The sequence below is a fragment of the Alteribacter salitolerans genome (assembly GCF_016901055.1).
GTDB lineage: Bacteria > Bacillota > Bacilli > Bacillales > Salisediminibacteriaceae > Alteribacter > Alteribacter keqinensis.
The window spans coordinates 55,148-66,366 of sequence record NZ_JAFEUX010000001.1 but is presented as its reverse complement, the minus strand read 5'-3'; the positions used below and the strand labels follow the sequence as shown (position 1 = coordinate 66,366).

Below are 11,219 nucleotides of genomic sequence, written 5' to 3'. Positions count from 1 at the left end.
CTTCTCCTTTACTCCGTACTTACTGCTTTGCTTTTTGATTCAGACGGTAAACATAGGCGAGCACTTCTGCCACCGCTTTAAAAAGCTCCTCCGGTACTTCGTCACCAATCTCTGCCTGTGCGTAAAGTGCTCTCGCCAGCGTTCGGTTTTCCACAGTGACTACCTGGTTGTGCTTTGCGATACCAATGAGCTTAAGGGCTACATAATCAACCCCTTTTGCTGTTACTTTCGGTGCTGCCATATCTCCCTCATCATACTTAAGGGCTACAGCATAGTGAGTCGGGTTGGTGATGACAACGTCAGCTTTCGGAACTTCCTGCATCATCCTGCTTGTTGCCATCTGACGCTGTTTTTCTTTAATACGTGATTTAATGAGGGGATCACCCTCACTTTTTTTATGCTCATCTTTTACATCCTGCTTTGACATACGGATGTTTTTTTCGTGATCGTATTTCTGATAAAGATAATCAAGAATCCCCAGAAAGATAAGAAGCAAGGCAACTGCCAGCCCCATCATAACCGTGAGCGTTCCAATCATCGCAGCACTGTCGCCGACGGAGTACAACGACATTGTAAGAATATCGTCCATATAAACCCAGATAATCGTGAAGGTAACAATACCTACGAGGCTGATTTTAAGCATGCTCTTTAAAAATTCAACGAGAGCCCGGACAGAATAAATCCGTTTAAAACCCTGAATCGGATCAACCTTGCTGAGCTTCATTTTTATTGCTTCCGGTGCAAACAGAAAGCCAACCTGCATATAGTTGCTCACCACCGCCCCGAGCATGGCAATCAGCATGATGGGACCAGCTATCCAGATTACCTGGGCGGTCAGATCCAGAAACAACGCCTGAACGTTTCCGCTCGTAAGCTCCAGAGTAAGGAGGTTCTCGAAAGTGTAGGCACTCATGGTAAAGAGTCTTTCAGATGCAAAGCTGCCGATTAACCATAGAAATAAAAAAACAAATAATAGAATAATAGCGGTATTCACATCGGAGCTTTTGGCAACCTGTCCCTTTTTCCGTGAATCCTGTTTCTTTTTCGGTGTGGCTTTTTCCGTTTTTTCCTGAGAAAAAAATGTTAAATCAATTTTTTTGTACATTTAACCCAGACCTCCATAGAGCTCCAGAAGCGTTCTCATCGTCACCGTCATCGATTCGACCAGATATCCGACAACCACGAAAAACGGTCCCATGACAAGAAACAGCATGATAAACCCTGCAATGATCTTAAGGGGCAGCCCTACAACGAATACATTGACCTGCGGGACAGTTCTGGACACCATTCCCAGAGCCACATCAACTAAAAATAAGGATCCGACTATTGGCATGGCCATTTGAAAAGCAATCATAAACATCGTGTTCATGCTTGTAATCACATGCATAACGACGGCTTCTTCACCAAATGGGAGGAAAAGCTGGTCCAGAGGTACAAACTGATAGCTGTAAAATACGCCATCGATGAGGAGGTGATGAGCATTGGTCGCAAGTAAAAACAACAATGCAAATGTATACAGATATCCCCCCGTCATCGGGCTTTGGGCTCCGGTCTGAGGATCGATAACGTTCGCGATCATAAAGCCCATCTTGATATCGATAAAACCGCCGGCTACCTGGATAGCATACAGAATTAAAGAGGCAGCAAATCCGACTGTAAGACCTACCATCGCTTCTTTTAAGATAAGCAGAAAATACGTATGATCTATTTCAAGTACGGGCCATTCGTATGCAAAAAAGATAATCCAGGCCATAAAGAAGGAAAAACCTACTTTATAAAGTGCCGGGACATTCTGATAGGAAAATAAGGGCAATGTGATTACAAAGGCTGACATTCTGACAAGAACGAGGAGGAATGCCGGGAACCACTCAAGCAAATCAATCATTTACGCTACCCTATGTACAGGTGCAGGTTGGAGAAAATCTCTTCTGTGAAAGACAAAACCACATCGAGCATCCACGGCCCGAAAACAACGAGTCCGATCAGCACCCCGACAATCTTCGGAATAAACGCAAGGGTCTGTTCCTGGATTTGTGTGGTTGCCTGAAACACACTTACCAGGAGTCCTATTCCCAGTGCCAGAATCAACAGTGGCCCAGCTACTAAAATTACGGTAAAAACGCCTCGTTCCGCTAATGAAATGACCATCTCTGAACTCATCATTTACTCCCCTTAAAAACTTAATAATAATGACCTGATAACAAGGTGCCACCCGTCAACCATGACAAACAGCAGTATTTTAAACGGCAGGGCAATCATGACAGGAGGAAGCATCATCATCCCCATTGACATGAGAACACTTGCCACGACCATATCAATAATTAAAAACGGGACAAAAATCATAAACCCGATCTGAAAAGCTGTTTTTAATTCGCTGATGGCAAAAGCCGGGACAAGTGCAGTCAGAGGAATATCCTCCAGTGTCTCGGGTCTTTCCAGCCCCTGATACCCCATAAACAATGCCAGGTCCTTTTCCCTTGTATGCTGGGCCATGAATTCCTTAATGGGTCCGGCTGCAGCTTCAAAGGCTTCTTCCTGAGTGTACTCCCCATCAAACAACGGCTGAAGGGCTTCTTCATTAATCTCCTGAAATACAGGCGCCATCACAAAGAAAGTAATAAACAGTGCCAGTCCGATTAACACCTGGTTAGGCGGCATCTGCTGTGTTGCAAGACCTGTCCGGACAAAGCTTAAAACGATGACAACACGTGTAAAGCACGTCATCAAAATCAGGATACTCGGAGCAAGTGCCAGCACCGTCAATAGTAATAACAGCTGTATGGTTGATGTTAAATTTTGAGGATCGTCGCTGAATATATCCAATGCTGGTATTTCCGGCATTACTCTTTCTCCTTCAATTTGGCGTGGAGGTTTGTCTGTGATGACCTAACCTCTTTTAAGTTATCTTCAAGCAGGGAAGAAAAGGATGTAGGTTTCTTTCTCCCGGAAGAGACCGTTTCTTTCAGCCACCTGCCCGCTTTGTTCAATGGAATATCATAGGCATCCTGCGGACGGTGTTCTTCGAGCATTTTTTCAACTTCCTCTGGGTCTGTCACTTCCTTTAGCAGCTGTATATTTTCACCCACACCTACAACGAGAAGCTTGTCCCCTACTTTTATAAGCTGCACCGAACGGTTCGGACCCAGGTTTACGCCGCCGACGCTTGAAATGACGGAGTGGCTTTGAAACGTCTGATTCCTTTTATTAAACAGTTTCAGCAGGCCGTAAATCAGGGCAATGATAAAAGCAAGAGCGAGAAACATCTGAAAAAGAAGACCGATATAACTCTGCTCCCCCTGGGAAACCGGCAGTTCTTCTGCCGGGTCTCCGGAATTCAGCACAGCAGGGCTTTCGTCAGCTTCATCCGTCCCGTTACCTGACAAACCGTCTGAAACGGAACGGCTGCTTTCTCCGTAGTCAGTACTTTCAGCTGAAACCGGTTGTACAGGAAAGAAAAGAAAACTCATTACAATAATACAAATTAACGCGAGTTTAACAGCAGTAAAATTCCATGCAACCATCATTACCCCAGAGTTTTACCAATGGCTTCAAGCACTCGTTCAGCCTGAAAGGGTTTAACGATAAAATCTTTTGCACCTGCCTGAATCGCATCAATGACCATGGCCTGCTGGCCCATCGCAGAGCACATAATGACCTTTGCATCTCCGTCAAAACCTTTAATCTCTTTTAGAGCCGTAATGCCGTCCATCTCCGGCATTGTAATATCCATTGTTACAAGGTCCGGCTTGTGCTCCTTATAAAGTTCCACTGCCTGCTGGCCGTCCTGAGCCTCTGCAACAACCTCATAATTGTTTTTTGACAGGATGTCCTTGATCATCATCCGCATAAATGCGGCATCGTCTACGATTAATACTCTTGCTCCCATTTTTGTTTCCCCCAATGTGAATTTATTTCAGTTTATTGATCCGGTCATGCTGACTTACGATATCGGTTACTCTTACACCGAAGTTTTCATCAATGACAACGACTTCCCCTTTGGCAATAAGCTTCTGGTTGACGAGAACATCCACTGGTTCTCCGGCGAGCTTATCCAGTTCAATGATCGAGCCCTGGGACAATTCAAGGATGTCTTTAATCGATCTCCTTGTCCTTCCAAGTTCAACGGTGACTTCCAAAGGAATATCCAGAAGCATATCGAGGTTTTTCACTTCTGTTACTAGTCCTCTTCTTTCTTCCGTTTCAAAATCGGAAAAAGCAGCAGGTGCTACATTTGCCGACCTTTCATTGACATTGCCTGAACTGAAGTGAGGAAGTTCTTCTTCTATTTGATTGTATGAATCATACACATTCTGTGTCACCGGTTCCGTCGTTTCTTTAACAGGCTCGCGGTGTTTATCACCACTGCCCTTCTGTTCATTCAACTTTGTATCATCTTCACGGGCAGCAGCCACTTCTCCCCCGCTCTCTCCGGGGTTCATAAGTTCTTCGACCATTTCCTTTGCAAACGTGATGCTCACCAGCTGCATAAGCCTTGAATCGATCAGATCTCCGACTTTCAGGTCAAATGATATTTTTGCAAGGGCATCACCGTCAGGGAGTTTATGTATCCCTTTGTTTTCACTTACATCCAGAAGATCAATGCCAGGTGGTGAGATGTCCACCTTCTTGTTAAAAATCGTAGACATGGATGTGGAAGCTGAACCCATCATTTGATTCATCGCTTCCTGAACCGCACTGATATGCATTTCGGAAAGGTTCTCATCTGGATTCCTGCCGTCTCCTCCGAGCATAAGGTCTGCGATGATTGCCGCATCGGTTGTCTTAATCACCATCAGGTTTACCCCTTCAAAGCCGGTCGTATATTTAACATGAATGGCTACATGAGGATGAGGAAACTCCTGATCCAATTCTTCTTTTCTGACAATCGATACCTTCGGCGTTGTAATATCTACTTTTTCATCCAGGAGTGTTGAAAGGGCTGTTGCTGCACTGCCAAAGGAAATGTTGCCGATCTCACCGAGAGCATCCTGCTCAATGCCTGACAGGTAGTCTTCCGTGTAAAGCGCTTTGCTTTTGCTCTCATCATCAGGCTCATTCATTCCGTTTAACAAAGCATTAATTTCTTCCTGGCTTAACATTTCATCAGTCAATGTCTTCTCCCTCCTTTATCTCATCGGTAATTTGAACTGCCAGGTTCTTCTTCAGCTTCCCTGGCTGGGCCAGATACTTTGGTTCACTGCCAACTTTCACAAGGAGTGGTGTATCTGTTTTCTGATCGAGCTCAATGACATCCATCTTGTCGAGCTGCAGAAATTCCTGGATCGTGATCGACGAGCGTCCCAGCTCTACACTGATTGGCAGCACTGCTTTTTTTACATTCTTTTTAAGTGATGCCTCTTCGAAAGGAAGGCGTTCTTTTTGTTTTTCCTGCATCCATAAGTGGACACTGAGTTTTGGAAGCAGGTGTTCAATTACGACGTGGGGCAGACAGAAATTGATCATGCCTGAAGCTTCACCAATGGATGTTTCCAACGAAATGACCACGACAGTCTCGTTTGGAGACACCAGCTGAAGGAATTGAGGATTTTCCTCTAACTCCTCCATTACCGGGTCAAAATCACCCACTGAACTCCACGCTTCCTGATACGTATACAATGTTCTTTGGAACAGCTGGGTGATAATCTTTGTCTCAATCTCTGTCAGACCCTCACTCTTACTGAGCGCCTCCCCCTTGCCGCCGAGCAGACGGTCGAGCATGGCATAAGCAACGTTCGGGTTAACTTCCATAAGGAGACGACCGTCCATTGGAGCAGGCTCAAAAACCGTCAAAATCGTCCTTTTGGGCACGGAACGGATAAACTCCTCATAAGGAAGCTGGTCGACGGAGGCTACATGGATCTGAACGTACGTTCTCAGCTGCGCGCTCATCTGGGTGGTTAACAGCCGTGAGAAGTTTTCGTGCAGCCTGGTCAGCCCTCTGACCTGGTCTTTTGAAAAACGCAGGGCCCGCTTAAAATCATAAGTGCGGACTTTTCTTTCCGCTTCTTCTCTTTTCAGTTCATCGGCATCCATCTCACCTGTTGAAATAGCCGAGAGAAGAGCATCGATCTCTCCTTGTGATAATACATCTGCCAAAAATATTCACCTGCCTTTGCCTGCGGGGCTCCTTTTATTGGATAATCCGCTCCCGCAGATACACACTCTCCACGGAACCGGATACAAGCAGATCATTGAAAAGCCCTGCCAGTTCTTCTTCCAGTTCTACTATTGATTCGGATCCTTTAAAGTCACTGGCACTTCTGTCGGATAGTACACGGATGATAATATTCTCAACCTGGAAATCCCGCTTTTCAAATTCTTCTTTCGTCTTTTTACTGTCAAGCTGAATCACAAACTTCGTACGGATAACATTATTGGATAATAAGTTCGTTGTAATCTCATCAGTTTCCACACTCCACTGAATCATTTCATCGATTGTCGGTTCCGAGTCAGCGCTTGTTGGATTAACAAACTGGGTGACGATAACCAGTGTAATCGCCCCGATTAGTGTGAGCGTTGTTAGAATAATGACCATAATTCTGACTAGACGGTTTTTAAACACCTGCTCTATTCACTTCCTCTCCGGCCGTTACTTTCTTTTACTGTTGCGGGAGCCAGACCCACCTGTCTGTAAAAATCTGTGATTCTCTCTTTCACAGTTGCTTCTGCTTCTTTTACAACGATTGTTTTCCCGTTTACGAGTGTAATCGTCGTATCGGGAAATGACTGGACCTGTTCAACATACAGGGCATTTAATGTGAACACCTGATTGTTGAGGCGTGTAAGCTCTACCATAATAAAAGGCCAACCCCCTCCTGTTTGCTGCCGCCCTGAGCCTTATAAGCCCTGAGCGGCACAAGCCATTATCGTTTCAGGTTAACCAGTTCCTGTAAAAGTTCATCAGACGTTGTTATCATTCTCGTGTTTGCCTGAAACCCGCGCTGACTCACAATCATTTCTGCAAATTCCTGTGAAAGATCCACATTGGACATCTCAAGACCTGCCACCATCAGTTCACCTCTGCCCCCGTTACCGGGAACGCCAACCTGAGGATTACCTGAGTTGTTTGAAACCTGAAACATATTGGAACCCGCTTTTGTAAGTCCCGCCGGGTTATTAAAGTTAGCTGTAGCAATCTGTCCTAAAAGCCTCACATCGCCGTTGGAGAAGACACCGTTGATTTCACCGGAGCTGGAAATGCTGTAGCTTTCAAGAACACCTTCCTGATTGCCGTCCACTTCATCAATTTCCACGTTGGACGGGGAAGCATACTGGGTAAGCTGGGAGAAATCCAGCTGAAATTCTATATCTGCAGCGTCACCTAAAGGAAGCTGAACCTCCATAGTTGCATCATCACCGAGCTGACCGCTTGCAAAGTTCAGCTGCGTTGTTGCTTGGTTAACTGTCACACTCCAGCTGTTATCCCCTGTTTTTACGAATTCCACCGGAACCGAATGGGTCCGGCCGAGTTCATCATAGACCAGAAACTGCATGGGACGTGCAGCGCCGATGTCGCCTTCTGCGTTCAGGTTCCCCCGGAGTGTTGCGTTCTCCGTTGCCTGCGGTGCTGTTCCTGCACCTGACTGGATAAGAAGGTTTCCTAATTGTGTATCGTCAATGACCCCGTCGCCATCAGCCGGATAGCCTTGGATTCTCATCCCTTCTGAGTTCACGAGATTTCCCTGCTGATCAAGATAAAAGTTACCTGCTCTTGTGTAATAGTTTTGGTTACCATCGGCAGCAATAAAAAAGCCGTCCCCGGATATGCCAAGGTCCAGATCTCGCCCTGTTGACTGGATGGATCCCTGGGTCTGTACGGAATCAATGGAAGAGAGCGTTGTGCCGAGACCTACCTGCTGGGGGTTTCTGCCCCCCCGGTTATCCCCTGCCGTACTTGCACCGGATAACTGCTGACTTACAAGGTCCTGGAATGTTGCCCGCCCGCTTTTAAAGCCATGCGTGTTTACATTGGATATGTTATTTCCGATTACGTCCAGCTTCGTCTGGAAGTTCTTCATACCGCCGATTCCGGCGTACATTGATCTGATCATTCTCTTATCTCTCCTTTTTATTCTGCCGCATCAGTCAGTCCGCGACAGCCGGCTTCCTCTTAAGGTCCAGCCGGTTAATCTATAATGATCACTCCGTTTATACCGGTAAAAAGTTGTGACGATGCTTCTTTGCGCTTCATTGCTGTAATCACGGTTTCGTTTTTTGCGCTGATCACAAGGGCCGCTTCAGTTGTAAGCACGAGACTTTCATTGACCCCTTTTTGTTTTGCCTCTTCCAGTTTGCTTTCAATTTTTGACCAGGTTGTCTCACTCAGGAGAATGTTCCGGTCATTCATTCTTTTCTCAGCATGTTTGCTTACTTTAATCGACCCGGACAGAGTTTCATGTAAGTACGATTGAAACGCTTTACCTGACAATGGGTTGTTTTGCTTTACTGATGGTATCCTCAGCGGATTCAACAGATGATGCGTTGTGATTTCCACTTTTTCTCCCTCCTTTTGAGTGTGAGTTAAGGTAAGGAGATACTCAGAACATCTTTTGGTGACAGATGATGTTCACCGTCAACAATGAAGGACGTGTTTCCATCTTTAAAAGAGACTGTTGTCACCAGACCGGCCGTACGTTCCAGCTTTGTTGTTCCATCTTCATTTTTACCTTCTTTCTCCCATTCAATCTTCTTACCGATCATATCTCCGTAACTTGCAAATGGCTGGCTTTGGGAAGAATTGGCGATCTTTTCCAGAGTGGAATGGATATTCGTCATTTGCTCAAGGGAAGAGAACTGTGCCATCTGGGCGATAAATTCTTTATCTTCCATTGGGTTCATCGGATCCTGATTCTGAAGCTGGGTAATAAGAATCTTCAGGAAGGCATCTTTGTCCAGGTCTGTTGTTCCCCGGCTTGACTGCTGCTTTTTATAATCTTCGAGATAGAGACTATCAGTAACGGATGTCACCATAAGATCACCTTACACTTTCTCGTTAATCGAATCGTTGAGTAATTCTTTAAAATCGGCTTCCTGTTTCTCTTCATCACGTTCTTCGCGAGGTCCAGTATCCCGGCCATTGTCTTCTTGTTCCTGCTTTTCCTTAAAACCTTGCTGCTGAGTAACCTCAATTCGGTCCACAGGGAGCTGCTGGGAATTAAACGCCTGCCTCAGATGCTGAAGCTGAGACTCAATCAGGTCCCTGGCTGCTGTAGTGGAAGCCATAATGGTTGCCGTCATCACGGACTTTGACCTTGTAAGTGTGACATCAAGACGCCCCAGGTGTTCAGGATACAGCTTAATCGAAAGCTGCTGTACTCCCTGTCCTGTCTGCTTAAACGCACGGCTTGCCAGAATGTTTTCAAATTGTTTTATAAAATCATGAAGCTGCTGTGACCCTTGACGTTGCTCGCCCGTATGAATGACATGCTGTTGCACCGCATTGAAGGGCTGATTAAGCTGGTCCATCGTAACGATCTGCTGCGGGGTCTGAGGCAGCGGATTGAACTGTCTTGTAAAAGCACCTTCTGCTATTTCTCTTTGGTTGAAACTCTGTACGTTTGCAGGTTTGGCCGGTGCATTCTCAACAAAATCCTTTACTTTAGTAAGGAGCACTCTCCAGAAACCTGAGTTCCTTACATGTTCATCCCCGTTTCCTTGAACCGCCTGTGCCGTAATGGTTAATATGACCGGGGATTGTGAGATAAACTGGATAAGTTTTTTTGCAGCATTCTCATGGTTACCCTCATGCGCTGCAGCTATGACGCTTTCATCCTCAGGCTCGTTGATGAGAGCTCCGTGGGCACTGAGCAGCGCAAGCTTGATTTCTTCTGGCCAGCCTTCCTCCAAAACCTGGGAGACTGAGATCCCTTCCTGTATGGCATGAATGATGTGTTCAGATTCATAAAGGTGGGATAACAGGGATAACAGTTCATCATTATCAAGAATGTCCTCTGAAATGGTTTCTTCAGGATTCAGTAATTTGCCCGCTGAGTGAAGTAATTCAATAATTAAATCCACTTCTTCCTCCGGCATACCTGTTTCTTCTGAAGGAACCGAGACATCACCATCAGCAATCATGGCTTCCAAAAGGTGGCCGAACGTGTTTTTTCCAGATGGTGAGCCTGTTTTCTGCTCCATGACGGCTCCAGGAGCAGTAACAGATAAAACGTTCATGTTCATATGTTCACCTCCTTTAAGAACCCAAAGTTTAGTTTTTCATTAAGCTCATGAGCACGGCTGCCTTTTCAGGATCCATCCGCTGAAGAATCTGGGACCGGTTTGACGTACGCATCAGGTTCAGATAAAGAACCGCATCACTTTCATCTGTATTGGCTAAAATAGCAGCCGCTTTGGAGGCTGTCATATTTTCAAGGGTACGGACTATCTCCTCCAGATCAGAACCGGTGATTTCTTCTTCATCAGCCTCAACCGGATCATTATCCGGTCCTTGTTCTTCCATTTCTGAGATGATCCTCTCCAGGTCCGCTATTTCATTTTCCAGAGATCCAACCGCATTTGAATATGAGGCATTTTCTCTTTCAAGCTCTGCAATCCGGTCTTCAAGTGCATCCCTTGCGATCTCTTCTTCTGTTTCTATTAAGGACCCTACGACGGGCCAGGAACCTGCCGATTCAAGAACAGCCCCTTTCATATCATCATGAAGGATTGAAAGAATGACAAACCCGAAAATCACAATAAAGATGACGGGGATCAGGATAAGCATGAATACTGCCTGCAACTTGTTCGTTCGTTCTTTTGTTTCCATCTCATTCACCCTGCTTTACTTCCATGAAAACTGCTGCACGGCAATTTCATCCATTGCTTTTTGGTCATCAGCTTTTCTTTTTTCGTCATAATCGTGCTTTCTTTTTTCTTTTACTTTTTCGTATTTTTTTACATCCAGTGCTCTGCTTGTGAGTCTTTGCTCGCTTGTCTGCATTTTAAGCCTGGCTTTGTGTGTATCCTTCTGGCCAAGGTAGATGAGCTTGTCCATACTCTGAAGATTTGTTTCGTAAAGCCGCAGCCGGGATATGGAAGTGCCTGTTTCGAGTGCCTGGTGATACTCTTCCTGAAGCGTTTCTTTTTTCTTCATTAAGTGATAAAGGCTCGTTGCCACTTCCTCGAATTCCCTGGTTGCCTGTGTACAGGCTTCATCCGCTATTTTCTTATCGTATTCTTTTAGTTCAAGAACCTTCTGAAGAGAAAATGCAAAAGTCATT

Annotated in this window: 16 protein-coding genes; all 16 read right to left on the bottom strand. The window is 45.5% G+C overall.

Translation table 11 applies throughout. The features are described 5' to 3' along the window. Positions 1-19 precede the first annotated feature (19 nt). The 16 genes from flhB to fliJ all read right to left on the bottom strand — a co-directional run bounded on the left by flhB (position 20) and on the right by fliJ (position 11,218). Positions 20-1,105 carry a flagellar biosynthesis protein FlhB gene (gene flhB, locus JSY36_RS00355; RefSeq protein ID WP_205164791.1) on the bottom strand — a complete coding sequence of 362 codons (1,086 nt, stop codon included), beginning with the start codon at positions 1,103-1,105 and terminating at the stop codon, positions 20-22. After that, positions 1,106-1,885: a flagellar biosynthetic protein FliR gene (fliR, locus tag JSY36_RS00350; RefSeq protein ID WP_122897097.1), complete on the bottom strand. Its 780-nt coding sequence runs from the start codon at positions 1,883-1,885 to the stop codon at positions 1,106-1,108. Between the two features lie 5 nt (positions 1,886-1,890). Further along, positions 1,891-2,160, bottom strand: a complete 270-nt coding sequence (fliQ, locus tag JSY36_RS00345) for a flagellar biosynthesis protein FliQ (RefSeq protein ID WP_122897098.1) — start codon at positions 2,158-2,160, stop codon at positions 1,891-1,893. A 12-nt stretch (positions 2,161-2,172) separates the two neighbouring features. Further along, complete coding sequence (gene fliP, locus JSY36_RS00340) at positions 2,173-2,841, bottom strand: flagellar type III secretion system pore protein FliP (RefSeq protein WP_122897099.1); 669 nt, start codon at positions 2,839-2,841, stop codon at positions 2,173-2,175. After that, positions 2,841-3,524, bottom strand: coding sequence for a flagellar biosynthetic protein FliO (gene fliO / locus JSY36_RS00335; RefSeq protein ID WP_205164790.1), 684 nt, complete (start codon positions 3,522-3,524; stop codon positions 2,841-2,843). Before fliO ends, fliP begins: the two co-directional genes overlap by 1 nt. After that, a complete protein-coding gene (locus JSY36_RS00330; protein WP_122897101.1) occupies positions 3,524-3,886 on the bottom strand; it encodes a response regulator in 363 nt (120 codons plus the stop codon). The genes fliO and JSY36_RS00330 overlap by 1 nt, the downstream gene beginning before the upstream one ends. A gap of 22 nt (positions 3,887-3,908) precedes the next feature. Further along, positions 3,909-5,111 (bottom strand): flagellar motor switch phosphatase FliY, encoded by a 1,203-nt coding sequence (fliY, locus tag JSY36_RS00325; RefSeq protein ID WP_236784342.1) that lies wholly within the window; start codon positions 5,109-5,111, stop codon positions 3,909-3,911. Continuing rightward, positions 5,104-6,096 carry a flagellar motor switch protein FliM gene (gene fliM, locus JSY36_RS00320; protein ID WP_205164789.1) on the bottom strand — a complete coding sequence of 331 codons (993 nt, stop codon included), beginning with the start codon at positions 6,094-6,096 and terminating at the stop codon, positions 5,104-5,106. The genes fliY and fliM overlap by 8 nt, the downstream gene beginning before the upstream one ends. A 34-nt stretch (positions 6,097-6,130) precedes the next feature. Continuing rightward, on the bottom strand, positions 6,131-6,562 hold the full coding sequence (fliL, locus tag JSY36_RS00315; protein ID WP_205164788.1) for a flagellar basal body-associated protein FliL: 432 nt from the start codon (positions 6,560-6,562) through the stop codon (positions 6,131-6,133). A 5-nt stretch (positions 6,563-6,567) separates the two neighbouring features. Continuing rightward, on the bottom strand, positions 6,568-6,795 hold the full coding sequence (locus JSY36_RS00310) for a flagellar FlbD family protein (RefSeq protein ID WP_205164787.1): 228 nt from the start codon (positions 6,793-6,795) through the stop codon (positions 6,568-6,570). Positions 6,796-6,863: 68 nt separating this feature from the next. Then, the gene (locus JSY36_RS00305) at positions 6,864-8,051 is read right to left on the bottom strand and encodes a flagellar hook protein FlgE (RefSeq protein ID WP_205164786.1); all 1,188 of its coding nucleotides are present in this window, start codon (positions 8,049-8,051) and stop codon (positions 6,864-6,866) included. A 74-nt stretch (positions 8,052-8,125) separates the two neighbouring features. Next, complete coding sequence (locus JSY36_RS00300) at positions 8,126-8,494, bottom strand: TIGR02530 family flagellar biosynthesis protein (protein WP_205164785.1); 369 nt, start codon at positions 8,492-8,494, stop codon at positions 8,126-8,128. A 26-nt stretch (positions 8,495-8,520) separates the two neighbouring features. Beyond that, complete coding sequence (gene flgD, locus JSY36_RS00295; protein WP_205164784.1) at positions 8,521-8,970, bottom strand: flagellar hook assembly protein FlgD; 450 nt, start codon at positions 8,968-8,970, stop codon at positions 8,521-8,523. Between the two features lie 9 nt (positions 8,971-8,979). Then, entirely contained in the window at positions 8,980-10,179 is a 1,200-nt protein-coding gene (locus tag JSY36_RS00290; RefSeq protein WP_205164783.1) for a flagellar hook-length control protein FliK, read from the bottom strand. 28 nt (positions 10,180-10,207) lie between these two features. Beyond that, positions 10,208-10,765: a MotE family protein gene (locus tag JSY36_RS00285; RefSeq protein WP_205164782.1), complete on the bottom strand. Its 558-nt coding sequence runs from the start codon at positions 10,763-10,765 to the stop codon at positions 10,208-10,210. Between the two features lie 15 nt (positions 10,766-10,780). Beyond that, entirely contained in the window at positions 10,781-11,218 is a 438-nt protein-coding gene (gene fliJ, locus JSY36_RS00280) for a flagellar export protein FliJ (RefSeq protein WP_122897110.1), read from the bottom strand. Position 11,219 lies beyond the last annotated feature (1 nt).

What these genes read in the sequence shown, in the direction of transcription:
- flhB (WP_205164791.1), bottom strand. Translation starts at nt 1,105, where the DNA reads ATGTACAAAAAAATTGATTTAACATTTTTTTCTCAGGAAAAAACGGAA.
- fliR (WP_122897097.1), bottom strand. Translation starts at nt 1,885, where the DNA reads ATGATTGATTTGCTTGAGTGGTTCCCGGCATTCCTCCTCGTTCTTGTC.
- fliQ (WP_122897098.1), bottom strand. Translation starts at nt 2,160, where the DNA reads ATGAGTTCAGAGATGGTCATTTCATTAGCGGAACGAGGCGTTTTTACC.
- fliP (WP_122897099.1), bottom strand. Translation starts at nt 2,841, where the DNA reads ATGCCGGAAATACCAGCATTGGATATATTCAGCGACGATCCTCAAAAT.
- fliO (WP_205164790.1), bottom strand. Translation starts at nt 3,524, where the DNA reads ATGATGGTTGCATGGAATTTTACTGCTGTTAAACTCGCGTTAATTTGT.
- JSY36_RS00330 (WP_122897101.1), bottom strand. Translation starts at nt 3,886, where the DNA reads ATGGGAGCAAGAGTATTAATCGTAGACGATGCCGCATTTATGCGGATG.
- JSY36_RS00310 (WP_205164787.1), bottom strand. Translation starts at nt 6,795, where the DNA reads ATGGTAGAGCTTACACGCCTCAACAATCAGGTGTTCACATTAAATGCC.
- JSY36_RS00305 (WP_205164786.1), bottom strand. Translation starts at nt 8,051, where the DNA reads ATGATCAGATCAATGTACGCCGGAATCGGCGGTATGAAGAACTTCCAG.
- flgD (WP_205164784.1), bottom strand. Translation starts at nt 8,970, where the DNA reads ATGGTGACATCCGTTACTGATAGTCTCTATCTCGAAGATTATAAAAAG.
- JSY36_RS00290 (WP_205164783.1), bottom strand. Translation starts at nt 10,179, where the DNA reads ATGAACATGAACGTTTTATCTGTTACTGCTCCTGGAGCCGTCATGGAG.
- JSY36_RS00285 (WP_205164782.1), bottom strand. Translation starts at nt 10,765, where the DNA reads ATGGAAACAAAAGAACGAACGAACAAGTTGCAGGCAGTATTCATGCTT.
- fliJ (WP_122897110.1), bottom strand. Translation starts at nt 11,218, where the DNA reads ATGACTTTTGCATTTTCTCTTCAGAAGGTTCTTGAACTAAAAGAATAC.